We start from the raw sequence: 17,370 nt of genomic DNA on the forward strand, positions 1-17,370 counted from the left end.
ACTCGCCGTTGCGCAGCGCGTTGACGGCCATGTGCATGGCGACGAGCGAGGAGGAGCAGGCCGTGTCGACCGTGACGGCCGGGCCCTCCAGACCGTACGTGTACGACAGGCGGCCCGAGAGGACGCTGGAGAGGTTGCCCGCGAGCAGGAAGCCCTCGAACTCCTCCGGGGTGCCCTCCAGACGCGAGGCGTAGTCGTCGTACATGGCGCCGGTGAAGACGCCGGTCTCGCTGCCGCGCAGGGTGGCCGGATCGATGCCCGCGCTCTCGAAGGTCTCCCAGGCGGTCTCCAGCAGCAGGCGCTGCTGCGGGTCGGTGGCGGTCGCCTCGCGCGGTGACATGCCGAAGAACTCGCGGTCGAACAGGTCCGCGTCGTGCAGGAAGCCGCCCTCGCGGACGTACGACGTGCCCGGCCGGTCGGGGTCCGGGTCGTACAGCTTCTCGACGTCCCAGCCGCGGTTGGAGGGGAACTCGCTGACGGCGTCGACCCCGTTCGCCACCAGGTCCCACAGGTCCTCCGGGGAGGACACACCGCCCGGATAGCGGCACGCCATGCCGACGATCGCGATCGGGTCGTCGGTGCGGGCCCCGGCGCGCTCGCGCCGGTCCCGGCCCTGGTCACGGTCCCGGGACGCTTGGGTGGCCGCCGCCTCGGTGAGCAGGTGGGCGGCGAGTGCGTTCGGGGTCGGGTGGTCGAAGACCGCCGTGGTGGGCAGCCGCAGGCCGGTGGCGGCGGTCAGCCGGTTGCGCAGGTCGACGCCGGCCATCGAGTCGAAACCGAGGTCGTTGAACGCGCGGGCCGGGTCCACCGCCGTGGCGCCCGGGTGGCCGAGCACCGCGGCCACGACGGTCCGCACCAGGGTCAGCACGGCGTCGCCCCGCTTGTTCTCCGGCAGGCCGGCGATCTGCCGTGCCCACTCGGAGCCGGAGCCGGAGCCGGAGCCGCCCCGCGCGGCGCGCCGCGGCCGCGGACGCACCAGCCCGCGGTACAGCGCCGGGACCGGTACCGCCTCGTCGGCCGCGAGCCTGCCCGGGTCCAGGGCCACGGGTGCCAGCAGCGGCTCGTCGCCGGCCAGTGCCAGGTCGAAGAGCGCGCGGCCCTGTTCCGGGGTGAGCGGGGTCATGCCGGCGCGCGCCCAGCGGGCCAGGTCGGCGTCGGTGAGGGACGCCCCCATGCCGTGCGTGGCGTCCCACAGGCCCCAGGCCAGCGAGGTGGCGGGCAGGCCGTGCGCGGCGCGGTGCTGGGCGAGCGCGTCCAGGTAGGTGTTGGCCGCCGCGTAGTTGGCCTGGCCCGCGGTGCCGGTGAGACCGGACACCGACGAGAACAGCACGAAGGCCGTCAGGTCCAGGTCCCGGGTCAGCTCGTGGAGGTGGCGGGCGGCGTCCGCCTTCGGCCGCAGGACGGCGTCCAGCTGTGCCTCGGTCAGCGACTGAAGGGTCGCGTCGTCCAGGACGCCGGCCGTGTGCACGACGGCGGTCAGCGGGTGCGCGGCCGGGACCGAGGCGACCAGGGCCGCGACGGCGTCCCGGTCGCCGACGTCGGCGGCGGTGACGGTCACCTCGGCGCCGAGCGCGGTCAGTTCCCCGGCCAGCTCGGCGGCGCCGGGCGCGTCGGGGCCCCGGCGGCTGCTCAGCAGCAGGTGCCGTACGCCGTGCTCGGTCACCAGGTGGCGGGCGAACAGCGCGCCGAGCCCACCGGTGCCGCCGGTGACGAGGACCGTGCCGTCCGGGGCGAAGCGGGGGGTGGGCGCCCCGGCCGCCCGGGGGGTGCGGGCGAGCCGGGGCGCGTGCAGCCGGCCGTCGCGCACGGCCAGCTGCGGCTCCTCGGCGGCGAGCGCGGCAGGCAGCAGGGAGTCCGCCGCCGGGTCGTCGTCGAGGTCGATGAGGACGATGCGGTCGGGGTGCTCGGACTGCGCCGAGCGGATCAGGCCCCACACGGGCGCGCCCGCGAGGTCCACGTCGTCGCCGGGCCGTGCGGCGACGGCGTGCCGGGTCACCAGGGCGAGCCGGGAGCCGGCGAACCGCTCGTCGGCCAGCCACCGCTGGACGAGGCGCAGCACCCGACCGGTGGTGGGCCGCGGGTCGCCCGCGCCGTCCGGGGCGGTGGGCACCCGCAGGACGACCACGTCGACCGGCTCGACGGAGCCGAAGGAGTCGGCCGGGTCGTCGGAGGCGACGGCCTCGGACCACACCAGGGAGGTGTCCGGTGCGGGCGGGGGCAGTTCGTTCCACTCCACGGTGAACAGCGAGCCGGCGCCGGTGTGCGACGCCGCCGCGAGCCGGTCCCGGGGGACGGCGCGCAGGGCGAGGTCCAGGTCGGCGACGGGGGCGCCGGTGCCGTCGGCGACGGTGATGGCGGCGCGCCCGGGGCCGGCGGGCGAGATCCGGGCGCGCAGCTCGGCGGCGCCCGCCGCGTGCAGGGTGACGTCGTTCCAGGCGAACGGCAGCCGGATGTGCGCCGGGTCCGTCTCCGCGCCCGCGTCGAGCACCAGCGGGTGCAGTACGGCGTCGAGCAGCGCGGGATGCAGTCCGTACGCGGCGGCACCGCCGGTCTGCGCGTCGGGCAGGCTCACCTCGGCGAAGACGTCGGTGCCGCGCCGCCAGACGGCGCGCAGGGCCCGGAAGGCGGGGCCGTAGGCGTAGCCGAGCGCGGCCAGTCGGTCGTAGACGTCGTCGAGACTCTCGGCGGTGGCGCCGGCCGGGGGCCAGGAGGTGAGGTCCGCGTCGGCGGCGGGCGCCGCCGCGGCCTGCGCGAGCAGCCCGGTGGCGTGCCGGGTCCACGGCAGGGCGCCGTCGGCGGTGTCCGGGCGCGCGTGGACGGTGAACGGGCGCTGCCCGTCCCGGTCCGGCGCGCCGACCGCCACCTGGACGCGTACGGCTCCGCGCTCGGGCAGCGGCAGCGGCGCCTCCAGCGTCATCTCCGTCAGGTGCGGGGCGCCGACGTGCCCGCCCGCCGCGACGGCGAGTTCGAGGAAGGCGGTGCCCGGTGCGATGACCGTGCCGGCGATCGCGTGGTCGGCCAGCCAGGGCTGGGCGGCGCGCGAGAGGCGGCTGGTGAACAGCGCGTCCTCCCGCTCGGCGAACTCCACGGCGGTGGTCAGCAGCGGGTGCCCGGCCGGGTCGAGGCCGAGGCTGCGGGCGTCGGTGCGCGGCGCTGCGTTCAGCCAGAAGCGGGTGCGCCGGAAGGGGTAGACCGGCAGGTCGGTGCGGGCCGCGCCGGGGAAGAAGGAGGCGACGTCGAGCGGGGCGCCCTGGGCGTACGCCGCGGCCGTCGCGGTGGCGAAGGTCTCCGCCTCGGGGCGGCCGGCACGCAGCACGGGGACGGCGGTGACCTCGGCCGCCGGGGTGTCTTCCAGAGTGCGCCGGGCCAGTGCCGTCAGCACGGCGTCCGGGCCGACCTCGACGAGGACGGTGGCTCCCTCGGCCGCGAGGCGCCGGGTGGCGGCGGCGAAGCGGACGGTCTCGCGGATCTGCCGCGCCCAGTAGTCGGGCGAGGTGAGCTGCTCGGCGGTGGCGATCTCGCCGGTCACCGTCGAGACGATCGGGATGCGCGGGCGGTGGAAGGTGAGCCCGGCCGCGACGGCCCGGAACTCCTCCAGGACGCCGTCCATGTGCGGGGAGTGGAAGGCGTGCGAGACCGTCAGCCGGTGGGTGCGGCGGCCGGCCTCCCGCCAGCCGCGGGCGGCCTCCGCCACGGCTTCGGCGTCGCCGGAGATCACCACGGACGAGGGGGAGTTGACGGCGGCGACCGACACGGCGGACTCCTGTCCGGCGAGCCCGGCGGCGATCTCCTCCTCGGTGCCCTCGACGGCGGTCATCGCCCCGCCGGCCGGTGCGGACTGCATGAGCCGGCCGCGCGCGGCGACCAGGACCGCGGCGTCCTCCAGGGAGAGGACTCCGGCGGCGTGGGCGGCGGCGAGTTCGCCGATCGAGTGCCCGGCGAGCAGGTCGGGGGTCAGTCCGTGGTGGGTCAGCAGCCGGAAGAGGGCCACCTCGACGGCGAACAGCGACGGCTGGGTGTACGCGGTGCGGTCGATCAGCCCCGCGCCCGCGCCCTCGCCGAACAGCACGTCGCGCAGGGGCACCTCCAGGAGACCGTCGAAGGCGGCGCACACCTCGTCGAGGGCCGCGGCGAACACCGGCTGGGCGGCGTACAGCTCGCGGCCGGATCCGGCGCGCTGCGCGCCCTGGCCGGTGAACAGGAACGCGGTGCGGCCCGGGGTGTCCGCGGTGCCGGTGACGGTGTTCGGGGCGCCGGTGCCGGCGGCGAGTCCGGTCAGTCCGGCGAGCAGGTCCTCGGCGTCGGAGGCCAGGACGACGGCGCGGTGCTCGAAGGCGGTGCGGGTGGTGGCGAGCGAGAAGCCGAGGTCGGCGAGGCCGGCGCCGGAGCCGGTGACGTGCGCGGTCAGGCGGGCGGCCTGCTCGCGCAGCGCGTCCGGGTCGCGGGCGGTGAGGACGTACGGCGCGGGCCCGCCGGCGAGGGCGGTGGTGCCGCCGGGCCGCGCGGACTCCCCGTCCGTGCCGGCCGGGGCGGTGGCCGGCGGCGCCTCCTCGACGACGAGGTGGGCGTTGGTGCCGCTGATGCCGAAGGAGGAGACGGCGGCGCGCCGGGGACGGCCGGTCGCGGGCCACGGGCGTTCCTCGGTGAGCAGGGCGACGGTGCCGTCGGACCAGTCGACCCGGCTGGTCGCCCGGTCCACGTGGAGCGTTCTGGGCAGCACGCCGTGCCGCATCGCCTGGACCATCTTGATGACGCCGCCGACGCCGGCGGCGGCCTGGGTGTGGCCGAGGTTGGACTTCAGCGAGCCCAGGTGGAGGGGGCGGTCGCTGTCGTGTCCGGGGCCGTAGACGGCCTTGAGGGCCTCCGCCTCGATGGGGTCGCCGAGACGGGTTCCGGTGCCGTGGGCCTCGACGGCGTCCACGTCCGCGGGGCTCAGACCGGAGTCGGCCAGCGCCTGCTGGATGACGCGCTGCTGGGACGGGCCGTTGGGAGCCGTCAGACCGTTGCTGGCTCCGTCCTGGTTGACGGCGGAGCCCCGCAGCACGGCGAGGACGGGGTGGCCGTTCCGCTGCGCGTCGGACAGTCGTTCGAGCATGAGCAGGCCGACGCCCTCGGACCAGCCGGTGCCGTCGGCGCCGTCGGCGAAGGCCTTGCAGCGGCCGTCGGGGGCCAGTCCGCGCTGGCGGGAGAACTCCACGAACATGCCCGGCGAGGACATGACGGTGGCGCCGCCCGCGAGGGCGAGGTCGGTCTCGCCGGAGCGCAGGGAGCGGATCGCCAGGTGCAGGGCGACCAGGGAGGAGGAGCAGGCCGTGTCCACCGTGATCGCCGGGCCGACCAGGCCGAGCTGGTAGGCGATGCGGCCGGACATGACACTGGCGGTGGTGCCGGTCAGCACGCCGCCCTGGACGGACTCGGGGGCCTCGTCCATGCGCGGCCCGTACTCCAGGCCGGTGGCGCCGACGAAGACCCCGGTGCGGGTGCCGCGCAGCCGCGCGGGGTCGATGCCGGCGCGCTCGACGCTCTCCCACGCGGTCTCCAGCAGCAGGCGCTGCTGCGGGTCCATGGCGAGGGCCTCGCGCGGGGAGATCCCGAAGAACGCGGCGTCGAAGTCGCCCGCGTCGTGCAGGAACCCGCCGTGGCGCACGGAGCTGTGGCCGGGCCGGTCCGGATCCGGGTCGTACAGGTCCTCGGGCCAGCCGCGGTCGGCCGGGAACTCGCCGACGGCGTCGCCGCCTTCGGCGACGAGGCGCCACAGGTCCTCGGGCGAGGCCACGCCGCCCGGGTAGCGGCAGGCCATGGCGACGACGGCGATCGCCTCGCCCTCGGCGCCCGCCACCGCCGTCTCGTCCGCGACCGTGGCCTCGCCGAGGAGTTCGGCCTCGACGAACTCGGCGAGGGCCCGCGGCGTCGGGTGGTCGAAGAGCAGGCCGCCGGGCAGCTTCAGGCCGGTGGCCCGGGCGAGCGTGCCGCGCAGTTCGGTGGCCATCAGGGAGCTGAAGCCGAGGTCCCGGAAGGGCGTGTGGTCGGGTATGCGCCGGCCCGGTTCGTACTCCAGGACCGCGGCGATGTGGGGGTGCAGCAGATCCTCGACGGCGCGCCGGCGTTCCGCCCCGTCGAGCGCGGCCAGACGGCGGCCCAGTTCGCCGCGGGGGGTGGCGGCCGGGGGAGCGGCCGGCACGGCGGCCTCGGGGGCGGGGGCCGGCCGCGACGGGTCGACGGCCGTGCGGACACCGGCCGGCCAGTGGGGGCGGCGCTGGAAGGCGTACGTCGGCAGCTCGACGTGGCGCGCGGGCCGGCCGCCGTACAGGGCGGTCCAGTCGGGCTCGGCGCCCCGGGTGAACGCGGTGGCCAGCGCGGTCTGCGCGGTCAGCGGCTCGGAGCGGCCGGCGCGCAGCAGCGGTACGGCGACGACGGCGTCGGCGTCCGCGGCGCAGTCCCCGACCAGGGAGGACAGGACGCCCTCGGGCCCCAGTTCCAGGAAGGTGCGCACGCCCGCGCTCTCCAGGGCACGGACGGTGTCGAGGAACCGCACCGGACGGCGGACCTGCTCGACCCAGTAGTCGGGCGAGCTGAACTGCCCGGCGGTCACCGGCTCCCCGGTGACCGTGGAGACGACCGGAATTACCGGTTCCGCGTAGTCGAGCGAGGCCGCGACCGCGCGGAACTCCGCCAGCATCGGATCCATGTGCGGGGAGTGGAAGGCGTGCGAGACGGTCAGGCGTTTCGTGCGGCGGCCCTGATCCCGCAGCGCGGCGGCCACCTCCGCGGCCGCGTCGGCGTCACCCGACAGCACGACGGAGCGGGGGCCGTTGACGGCGGCGACGGCGAGCGTGCCCTCGCGGTCGGCGAGGAGCGGCAGCACCTCGGCCTCGGTGGCCTCCACGGCGATCATCGCGCCGCCCGTGGGCAGCGCCTGCATCAGCAGGGCGCGGGCGGCGACCAGGCGCGCGGCGTCGGCGAGGGAGAGCACGCCCGAGACATGGGCCGCGGCCAGCTCGCCGATGGAGTGGCCGGCGAGCCGGTCGGGCCGCAGCCCCCAGCTCTCGACGAGCCGGAAGAGGGCGACCTCGACGGCGAACAGCGCGGGCTGGGTGGCGCCGGTCTCGTGCAGCGCCGTGTCGTCGGCGACGAGCTCGGCGAGCGGGCGCGGCAGCAGCGGGTCCAGGTGGGCCGCGACCTCGTCGAAGGCGGTGGCGTACGCCGGGAACGCCGCGTACAGCTCCTGGCCCATGCCGGTGCGCTGGGCGCCCTGACCGGTGAAGAGGAAGGCCAGCCCGCCGGGCCGTACGACCCCGGAGACGACGGAGGCGGCGGGGGCGGCGGCGGCGAGCGCGTCCAGGCCGGCGAGCAGCGCGTCGCGGCCGTCGGCGACGACGACGGCGCGGTGGCCCAGGAAGGTGCGGGTGGTGGCCAGCGCCCGGCCGACGTCCTCGGCCGGCTGACCGGGGCGCTCGGCGGCGAAGGCCCGCAGCTTCGCGGCCTGGGCCCGCAGCGCGTCCCCGTCGTGGCCGGTGACGATCCACGGCAGCGGGACGCCGGCCGCCGGGGCGCCGGGGCCGGCGACGACGGCGGGTCCGGCGGGGGCCTCGGAGGCGACGACGGGGTCGGCGGGGGCCTCGGAGACGACGACGTGGGCGTTGGTGCCGCCCATGCCGAAGGAGCTGACGCCGGCGATCAGCGCCCGGTCCTCGTCCGGCCAGGCCGAGCACTCGCGCTGCACGGCGATCCCGAGTTCGTCCGGTGCGATCCGCGGGTTGGGGGTCTCGAAGTTCAGGCTGGCCGGGAGCCTGCGGTGGTGCAGGCTGAGCAGCGTCTTGATCAGCCCGGCGATGCCCGCGGCGCCTTCGAGGTGGCCGATGTTGGTCTTCACGGAGCCGACGCGCAGGGCGGTGCGGGCCGTGCGGCCGCGGCCGAGCGCGGCGCCGAGCGCGGCGGCCTCCAGCGGGTCGCCGACGGGGGTGCCGGTGCCGTGCAGTTCGACGTACTGCACCTGCTCGGGGGCGATCCCGGCGCGCTCGTACGCCTCCCGCAGCACCGCTTCCTGGGCGGCCGCGCTCGGCACGGTGAGCCCGTCGGTGGCGCCGTCGCTGTTGACGGCACTGGAGCGGACGACGCCGTAGATCCGGTCCCCGTCGGCCCGCGCCCGGCTCAGCGGCTTCAGGAGCACCATGCCGCCGCCCTCGCCGGGCACGAAACCGTTGGCGCGGGCGTCGAAGGTGTAGGTGGTCCCGTCGGGCGACAGCGCTCCGAAGCGGGACTCGGTGACAACGTTCTCCGCGAGCAGGTTGAGGTTCACACCCGCCACCAGCGCGCCGTCGGCCTCGCCGGAGCGCAGGCTCTCACAGGCCAGGTGGACGGCCACCAGGGAGGACGACTGGGCGGAGTCCACGGTCATGCTCGGACCGTGCAGGCCCAGGTGGTACGAGACCCGGTTGGCGATGACACCGCGGTTGACGCCGGTCATGGTGTGCTGGGTGACGGCCTCGGCGCCGTGCAGGTACAGCAGGCTCGTGTAGTCGTCGCGCAGGGCGCCGACGAAGACGGCCGTCCTGCTGCCGCGTAAGGAGGCGGGGACGACGCCGGCGTCCTCCAGCGTCTCCCAGGCGAGCTCCAGCACGAGCCGCTGCTGCGGGTCCATGGCCGCCGCCTCACGCGGGGAGATCCCGAAGAACGGCGCGTCGAACGCGTCGACGGCGTCGAGGAAACCGCCGCGCCCGGCACCGAGGGAGCGCCCGTCCGGGCCCCAACGCCCCTCCGGTACCGGGGTGATGGCGTCGGCGCCGCGGGTGAGCAGGTCCCAGAACGCGGCGGGGGAGTCGGCGCCTGGAAGCCGGCAGGACATGCCGATGACAGCAATGGGCTCCGCCCGGTCCCCGGTCGCGCCGCCCTCCCGGGTGGGTTCTGCGTGGGTGTCGTGCTCGCTGGTCGTCACTGTCGGGTGCCCTTTCCGTTCTGCCTGTCGCAACGGTCCAAGACGTCCGCCTGCGCATTCGGAGCCCGGACGGCTCGGCGCGGCCTGCATCGACGGTATGTACCTGGGGTCTTCCGAAGATCCAGCGTGTGATCACGGCCCGGTAATCGGAGTCGTGGTGCCGCCTTCCGGCGTGCGGCGTTACCCCTCGGTGAGCCCCGGGTTTCCGGCCTGCGGATAGCTTTTCGGCGTAGTTGTCACCCTCATCGCTCTTTCCATCCTCATTTTCCGGAGGACAGAAGAATGTCGAACACCACCACGGCCGTCGAGCTTCCCAAGGAGCTCGAGGCGCACCTCGAGAGTTATGTCGCCGCCTTCAACTCGGGCGACGCGGAGGGCGTCAATGCCCACTACACCGAAGCCGGCATCATCGCGTGGGAGAAGGGCAATCCGGTGAGCGGCGCGGACCGCCGGGCCGCCATCACCGAATTCCTCGCCACCATGCAGCCGCACATCGAGACCGATCTGCGGGAGGCGTACGTCACCGGCGACACGGCCCTGCTGGTCGTGGACTGGACCATGGAGATCAACACCGCGAGCGGCGAGGGCCGCGAGCGCCTGCGCGGCGTCGGCCTGGACGTCCTGCGCAAGCAGGCGGACGGCTCGTGGCTGTACGCCGTCGACGACCCGTTCGGCGAGGAGCCGCGCGACTGACACCACGGACCGCGACCCAGCGGGCACATCGCGAAGAGGCCGGGCTCCCCTCGGGGGAACCCGGCCTCGTCCGTCGTGCCGCGGGTGGTGCGGGTCAGACGGTTCAGACGCTGATGTCGGCGACCGGACGGTCCACCGCCATCATCCACTTGCCGTCCTCGGTCCGGCGGATGACGTCGGTGCAGCTGCCCTTGACCTGGACCAGCTCACCGTCCTCGCCGGGCAGCCCCAGCTCGAAGTCGACCACGATGAGCGTGACGTCGTCGGCGGTGTAGGAGTGCTTGACGACGGACTTCAGCGTCGGGCCCTTGGCGAGCAGGTCGATGATGCCCTTGGTGCGGGCCTCACCGGTCAGCGGGCCGCCCGTCAGGTTGGAGATGGCGTCGTCGAGGTAGAGGTTGTCGAAGGCGGCGCCGTCCCCGGAGTTGAAGATCTTCAGGAAGACGTCGTTCTGGACCTCCGGGTCATCGGTGAGTTCCAGGCTGTACAGGTCGACTTCGGGGGTCGAGGCGGTCATGAGCATCTCCTTCGTGTGATTCGTCGTGTCCGGCTGGTGTGTGCGACCGCGCGCCGTCATGGCGTGCGGAGTCGTCAGGCGGCCCGCGAGGCGTGGCCGAACTTCCCGTCGAAGAACGTCAACGCCGCGTCGTCGCAGCCCCGTCGGCAGTCCAGCACCCTGCCGACGAAGATCGTGTGGTCACCCGAGGCGTGCGCGTCGATCACGTCGCACTCCAACCAGGCCAGCGCGCCGGCCAGGAGCGGGGCGCCCGTGCGCTCGCCCGGCGCCCACTCGACGTCGTCGAACTGCGCGAGCCCGAGGGCACGCTTCTTGTCGGCGAAGTGCCGGGCGAGCGACTGCTGTCCGGCTGCCAGGATGTTCACGCCGAAGTGCCCGGCCCCGGTCAGCTCGTCGAACATGACGGCGCTGTGATCGATGGAGACCAGCACGGTCGGCGGGGCGAGCGACACCGAGCTGAAGGCGTTGGCCGTCATGGCGTGGATGTGGTCGCCACCCACCGTGAGCACGGTGACGCCGGTGGCGAACTGGGACATCACATCCCGCAGCGAAGTGGCCTCGACGGACGTGCGCAGCCCCGTCCGCGAGGCTGCGGGCTCGAGCTCTGCGGATGCAGGAGTCATTTCCCCTCTTCGGATTCGGCTTGAGGGCCCCCTACGCAATAAAGGGGTGGGTGGAAAACGTATCCGCTCGGCACTTTCCCGCGTCTAATCGCCAAGTAATCGATGCCTTTGGCCATGCCGACGACCGCCGATGACCGCGCTGTTACCGCACACTGGCACGCATTCGGTCATGTTGGCCCCATGACCGATGCTTCGAATGGCCCCGCCGAGCAAACGCAGTTGGCCGAACCCCATCTGGGAGCCGTGCTGGCCTCCGCCGGCCTGGACGCCGAATACGTCCGGGCCGAGGGGAACCTTCTCTACCAGCGGGGCGAGGACGGCCGCGAGGTCGCCGTCGTGGACTACGCGGGGGGATACGGTTCGCTGCTGCTGGGCCACAACAACCCCGCGATCACCGCGTACGCGAAGGAGCTGCTGGAGAGCGGCGTCCCGGTGCACACGCAGTTCTCCCTGCACCCGGAGGCCGCCGAGCTGGCGCTCGCCCTGAACCGGATCGTCCGCCGCGAGACCGGCGACGACGAGCCGTTCTTCGCCGTCTTCGCCAATACCGGCGCCGAGGCCAACGAGGCCGCCCTCAAACACGCCGAGATGGACCGGGGCGCCCGCCTCGGTGCGCTCCTGGAGTCCGTCCGCGACGGCCTCGACGCGGTGCGCGCGGCCGTACGGGACGGTTCGGCGACGGTGCCCGCCGAGGTCCTCGCCCGCTTCGGCGTGGCCGCGGACGGCCCGGCCCCCGCCGCGCTGGACGAACTGATCGACCGCCTCGCCGCCCACAACGAGGCCCGGGCCGGCCGCCCCCCGGTCTTCCTCGCCCCGGAGGGCTCCTTCCACGGCAAGCTGGTCGGCACGGTCCAGCTCACCCACAACGAGGGCTACCGCACCCCGTTCGCCGCGCTGGCCGCGCAGGCGCGGTTCGTCCCGCTCGGCCAGCCGGGCGCCCTGCGCAAGATCGTCGACGAGGAGCGCGCCACGCTCTTCGGTCTGACCCTGGAGGACGGCCGGGTCCGGCTGTCGGAGCACGAGGCGCCCGTCGTCTGCGCGTTCGTCCTGGAGCCGATCCAGGGCGAGGGCGGCATCCGCGAGCTGTCGGCGGAATTCGTCCGGGAGATCCAGGAAGTGTGCGCGGAGATCGACGCACCGGTCATCGTGGACGAGATCCAGAGCGGCATGGGACGCACGGGTGACTTCCTGGCCGGTACGCGTCTGGGGCTGCGCGGCGACTACTACACCCTCGCCAAGAGCCTGGGCGGCGGCCTCGCCAAGATCTCGGTGCTGCTGGTGCGCGCCTCGCGCTACCGCGGCGAGTTCGAGCTGATCCACAGCTCGACCTTCGCCAAGGACGGCTTCTCCAACCGCATCGCCCTGAAGGTCCTCCAGCTCCTGGAGGCCGACGACGGCGCCGCCTACCGCAGGGCCGCCGAACGGGGCGAACGGCTGCTGGCCATGCTGGACTCCGTGCGGGAGGACTTCCCCGAGGTCGTCAAGGACGTCCGCGGCCGCGGCCTGATGCTCGGTCTGGAGTTCCACGACCAGTCCGAGGCGCCGGTCCCCCCGATCGCCGAGGCGGCCCGGGCCGGCCTGTTCGGCTATCTGGTCGCGGGCCACCTGCTGCGCGGCCACCGGGTCCGTACGTTCCCGACCGCGAGCGCCCCCGACACCCTGCGCTTCGAGCCGTCCGTCCTGCTGTCGGACGACGAGATCGCCTGGCTGGAGAGGGCTCTGCGCGACACCTGCGACATCATCAGGGGCGGCTATCAGCGCCCCCTGGCGCTGCCCGCCGCGTAGCGGACGGGACGATCCTCACGAGGGCCGGCGGCCGGGACGAAATCCAGTCCCGGCCACCGGCCCTCGCCTGTGCCGGCCCTCACCCGTGCCGCGCTTGCGCCCGCACCGCGCCCGCGCCGGGCCTGAGCCGGCCACCGGCCACCGGTCGGCGCCCGCACCGCGCCGCCCGTGCCGGTCCTGAGCCCGTACCGACCACCGCGCCTGCGCTCGCACCGCGCCCGCGCCCGCGTCCGTACCGGGCTCGCGCCGGGCCTGAACCTGTGTCGACCACCGGTCTGCGCCCGCGTCCGTACCATGCCTGTGCCAACCGCCTTGCATACGACCGCACTCGTGCCGGGCCTGCGCCTGCACCGCCCGCACCCCTCCGCCCGTGGCGAGCCGCACCGGTGCGCGCGGCCGGGTGGTTCGCCGCTTCGGCCCGAGCCGCCCGCGGCGAGCCGCTGGAGTCCCGGGCCCGCCCGCACGCGTCCGGCCGTGGTCGTGGCGGAGCCGGCGGGGGTGAGGTGCGGCACGCGGCCCGCATCGCGTGTGCGGCGGGCCGCCGGATCGCGCACGGCGGGCCGCCGGGACCCGTACCCGTCCGGCACGCCGCTGGGCGGGACCCGGCACGAAGCCGTGTCCCGCCCAGCGGGTTCCTGCCTCACCGTGCGCGTGGCGTCCCGGCGGGGACGCCGGGGGTCAGCCCTGCTTGAACGCCTCGACCAGGCTGGCCAGGCTGTGGCCGGCGTGGCCCTGCTCGACGCGACGCTCGATCAGCGCCTGGATGGCGGCCGAGAAGTCGCTGTTGATGCCGAGCTGCTTGCTCGTGGCGACCAGGTGCTCGATCGCGGCCTTGTTGACGCCGAGGCTGGAGATCTCGGTCTCGAAGCTCGCCGAGTCGATCTCCTTGGCGCTCTGCGGGATCGCCGGGGTGATGACGTGCTCGATCCAGGTCAGGGCGAACGGGGTGAACGCCTCCGCCGAGACGCCGGCCGAGTTGACGAGGGCCACGGCGTGGAAGTAACCCGCGAGGCTCGACCACAGCAGCGACAGCAGACCGAGGTCGTAGATCATCGCGACACCGGTGTCCGCACCCAGGTACACGTTCGTGCCGGCGAGCGGCTTCAGCAGCTCCTCGTGCTCGGCGAACACCTCCTGGGCACCTGCGTAGAAGATCAGGGCCTGGGGCAGGCCGATCATCTGCGGGACGGCCATGATGGCGCCGTCCAGGTAGCGCACGCCGTTCTGCTCGGCCCAGACGGCGAGGGCGCGGGCGTCCTCGGGGGTACCCGAGGTCAGGTTGATGACCACCTTGCCCTTCAGCTCGTCGGTGGCACCGACGAACAGGCCGTTCAGCACCTCGTAGGTGGAGACGCACGCCACGACGACCGGGCTGGCCGCGATCGCCTGCTTGATGTCCGCGGCGAAGACGGCGCCCTGCTCGACGAGCGCGTCCGCCTTGTCAGCGGAACGGTTCCACACGGTGGTCGGATTGCCGTTCTTCACAAAGGCGGTGGCCAGGGCGGCGCCCATCATTCCCAGACCGAGAACGGTCACCGGACCCTGGTTCGTGTTCGACATTGACTTGCTCCTCATTTTTCTCTTCGGAATCACTACGCCACCGAAGGCGGCGTATTACAGGAAAAGGCTGTCGGGGTCGAGGCCGAGCAGCGTGCGGCCGTACACCTCGAGGCCCATGTTCGGGGCCATCAGACCGTGCCGGGACAGGCCCTGCAGGTCCCGGTAGAAGCGCTGGAAGGGCGCCTTGCGGGAGAGCGAGCCGGCGCCGCTGATGGAGTGGAGCGCCTCGAGGGCCTCCTGGGTGAGCAGGATCGCGGCGCCGGCCTTGCCGCGCACCTCCGCCTTCTCCTCCCAGGTCGGCTGCTCGCCGGCGTCGGCGCGCTCCTGGAGGAAGCCGAGGTAGGTCTCGGAGAGGGCCTGGGCGGCCTCGATCTTGCTGTGGGCCAGAGCGATCTGGATCTGGGTCAGCGGGTGCTGCGCCTGGTCGGTGACGTTGCTGTACGCGAGCGGCTTGCCCTTGACCGTGGCGGCGAGGTCCTCGTACGCGCCACGCGCCATGCCGATGTAGGCGGCGACGGACTCGGCGACGACGAAGCTGATCAGGCTGTAGTCGCGGCCCTGGGAGCCGGTGACGGCACCGCCGCCGCTGGTGCCGAGGACTGCGGCCTCCAGGGTGACGACCCGGTGGGCGGGGACGAAGAGGTCCGTGGCGCTGGACGTCGAGCTGCCGGTGGCGATGGCGGCCGAGACGTGCCAGTCGTCGGCGATCGTCAGCTGGTCCACCGGGACCATGGCGTAGACCTCTTCGACGGTGCCGTCGGCGTGCTCCAGCTCGGCGGCGAGCAGGTCCCAGTGGGCGCCGCGGACACCGGAGTTGAAGCGCCAGGCGCCGTTGAGGAGGTAGCCGCCCTCGGTGGGGACCATCTTCGCGGTCGGGGTGAAACCGCCGGAGATGCGCACCGAGCCGCCCTTGAAGATCTCCTCCTGGGCCTCGAGCGGGTACAGCGTGGCCATCCAGGCGCTGGAGATCCAGGCGACGGCCACCCAGCCGGTGGAGCCGCAGCCCCGGGAGATCTCGGTGATGATCTCGACCTGCTCTTTCAGCGGCAGGTCCAGGCCGCCGAAGCGCTTCGGTACGGCGATCCGGAAGACGCCGGCCTTCTCCAGGAGGTCGATGTTCTCCTGGACTATCCAGCGCTGGTCCTCGGAGGCCACGCCGTTCGCCCGCAGGGTCGGGACGATTTCCCGGACCGCCTTGAGGATGTTTTCCGCTTCATTGGACCTGACGGCCATACCAGCTCCTTGGTGATTTCGGCGGGGGTGAAAGGCATGGGCGTAGGCCAGCCAGCGCCATTGCCGTTTCGGGGGTCCGAACAAATTAAGTGAGACCGGACCATCCCCCCGCCACCAGCGAGTAACCGCCCCGTCCTCGCCAAGCTAACCAGAAGCGAACCAGACCTCCTGCCCCGTACGGCCACCGAGCGCCCATCGGACGGTAACTCGCCGATCTACGGCAATCCCTAAACCTGCGAGGGAGGGCGATTATCAGTCAATGGGAAATGGTCGATCGATTTCGGTCAATCGCAACTAGTGTGGTTTCCCGTTCAGGTGACCACAGCAGCGCTTGATTCCTGGACAACGGACCACGTTGTGTACGAGGGGACTGGGATGAAGCCCAAGAAAGAGACATTCTTCGGGGGAGCGCGCACCTCGCGTCGCGCGATACTCAAGGCCGGCGCCGCCACGGGGGCGTCGGTCGCCGTCGGCGTCGCCTCCGCTCGCCCCGCCTTCGCGGCCGGGACGACCGAGACCGGCCGCAGCTACGACGCGATCGTGATCGGCGGCGGCTTCGCCGGAGTGTCGGCCGCGCGGGAGCTCAAGGCCAGGGGCAAGCGCACGCTGATCCTCGAAGCCCGCAACCGCGTCGGCGGCCGGGCCTGGTCGAGCACGTTCTCGGGACTGCCGATCGAGTTCGGCGCGACCTGGATCCACCCCAGCCAGACACTGATCTGGAACGAGGTCCAGCGCCTGGGCATCGCCAGGGTGGACGACCCCAACCCGGACTTCGCGGTGTTCGCCACGGAGTCCGGCAGCTACGCCAAGCAGGAACTGACCTTCCTCGACCAGCAGGACGCCCTCCTGCGCAGGTTCGTCGAGGGCGCCGAGACGTATCTGCCGCGCGCCTACGACCCCTTCTACCGCGAGGACCTGCTGGTCGACCTCGACAAGCTGACCCTCGGCGACCGGGCACGCCAACTGCGGCTGTCCGACCTGGAGATGAACTGGGTCAGCGCCACCACCGGCGCGTACGGCGGCGGTTTCGAGCGCGGCTCGCTCACCCAGCTCGCCCACTGGTGGGCGCTGTGCGGCTACAACACGGAGACGTTCCACGGCATCAACGTCACCCGCCCCGTGGGCGGGATGAGCAACGTCATCTCCCGGATGCTCGCCGAGTCCGGCGCCTCCGTCGTGTACAACGCACCCGTCACCAAGGTCACCGACAGCGGTTCCCGGGTCCAGGTGACGGCGAACGGCGTGGTGTACGACGCCGCCGCCGTGGTGGTGGCCGTCCCCGTGAACACCTGGAACTCCATCAACTTCACCTCCGGCCTGCCGGCCGAGTTCTCCCGGCTGAGCACCCAGACCGTCGGCGTGCCCACCGCCAAGAAGGTCTTCATCCAGGTCCAGGGCGACATCGGCCGCCCGCTCATGAACGGCAAGAGCGGCGCGATGCTCGACCTGGTCCTCGCGCACGCCGACAAGTCGGCCCAGGGCACGGTGCTCATCGGCTTCAGCGTCAACCCGAACCTGGACGTCACCAGCGTGTCGCAGGTGCAGAGCGCCGTCAGCGAGCTGCTCCCGGGCACCAAGGTGCTGTCCGTCAAGGGTCACGACTGGGGCAAGGACGCCTATGCCAAGGGTGGTTGGACCTTCCGGACCCCCGGTCAGCTGCTCGGTTCGCTGCGCGCCGTCCGGCAGCCGCACGGCCGCCTGGTCTTCGCGGGCAGCGACATCGCGACCGGCTGGGGCGGCTATGTGGACGGCGCCATCGAGACCGGCGTCCGGGCCGCCGGCCTCGCGGCCGGCCTGACCGCCGCCGCGGCCTCCGCGACGAGCTGATCCCGAACGGATCCGGACCGGTCATCTCCCCGGGGGAACGGGGCGGGTGACGGGCAACCGGCCGGACACCGCGATCGGCCGAGGGGATCGCGGTCGTCCGGCCCGGGAGCGGTCGCCCGGTCAGTTCAGGTCGTCGAGGAGCGCGAACAGTTCCTCGTCGCTCGCCTCGTCCAGGTCGTCGGCAGCCAGCAGCTCGT

Annotated in this window: 8 protein-coding genes; 3 read left to right on the top strand and 5 right to left on the bottom strand. The window is 73.4% G+C overall.

Going from position 1 to position 17,370, the window contains the following annotated elements:
- On the bottom strand, window positions 1-8,935 hold an 8,935-nt coding region (locus AB0N31_RS34720; protein WP_366062511.1), incomplete at its 3' end, for a type I polyketide synthase.
- Between the two features lie 282 nt (window positions 8,936-9,217).
- Here AB0N31_RS34720 and AB0N31_RS34725 point away from each other — a divergent pair.
- Entirely contained in the window at window positions 9,218-9,628 is a 411-nt protein-coding gene (locus AB0N31_RS34725) for a nuclear transport factor 2 family protein (protein WP_366062512.1), read from the top strand.
- Window positions 9,629-9,731: 103 nt separating this feature from the next.
- On the opposite strand, the gene AB0N31_RS34730 is transcribed toward AB0N31_RS34725, so the two are convergent.
- Both AB0N31_RS34730 and AB0N31_RS34735 read right to left on the bottom strand, forming a co-directional pair.
- Complete coding sequence (locus AB0N31_RS34730; protein WP_366062513.1) at window positions 9,732-10,145, bottom strand: nuclear transport factor 2 family protein; 414 nt, start codon at window positions 10,143-10,145, stop codon at window positions 9,732-9,734.
- 74 nt (window positions 10,146-10,219) lie between these two features.
- Window positions 10,220-10,768 (bottom strand): flavin reductase family protein, encoded by a 549-nt coding sequence (locus tag AB0N31_RS34735; protein WP_366062514.1) that lies wholly within the window; start codon window positions 10,766-10,768, stop codon window positions 10,220-10,222.
- A gap of 180 nt (window positions 10,769-10,948) precedes the next feature.
- Between AB0N31_RS34735 and AB0N31_RS34740 the strand changes: the two genes are divergently transcribed.
- Complete coding sequence (locus tag AB0N31_RS34740) at window positions 10,949-12,553, top strand: aminotransferase class III-fold pyridoxal phosphate-dependent enzyme (RefSeq protein ID WP_366062515.1); 1,605 nt, start codon at window positions 10,949-10,951, stop codon at window positions 12,551-12,553.
- 678 nt (window positions 12,554-13,231) lie between these two features.
- Here AB0N31_RS34740 and AB0N31_RS34745 read toward each other — a convergent pair.
- A complete protein-coding gene (locus AB0N31_RS34745) occupies window positions 13,232-14,113 on the bottom strand; it encodes an NAD(P)-binding domain-containing protein (RefSeq protein ID WP_366062516.1) in 882 nt (293 codons plus the stop codon).
- Between the two features lie 54 nt (window positions 14,114-14,167).
- On the bottom strand, window positions 14,168-15,346 hold the full coding sequence (locus tag AB0N31_RS34750) for an acyl-CoA dehydrogenase family protein (protein ID WP_366062517.1): 1,179 nt from the start codon (window positions 15,344-15,346) through the stop codon (window positions 14,168-14,170).
- A gap of 375 nt (window positions 15,347-15,721) precedes the next feature.
- Between AB0N31_RS34750 and AB0N31_RS34755 the strand changes: the two genes are divergently transcribed.
- A complete protein-coding gene (locus AB0N31_RS34755) occupies window positions 15,722-17,173 on the top strand; it encodes an FAD-dependent oxidoreductase (protein WP_366062518.1) in 1,452 nt (483 codons plus the stop codon).
- The last annotated feature ends 197 nt before the right edge of the window (window positions 17,174-17,370 follow it).

The organism is Streptomyces sp. NPDC051051, from assembly GCF_040682975.1.
Lineage (GTDB): Bacteria > Actinomycetota > Actinomycetes > Streptomycetales > Streptomycetaceae > Streptomyces.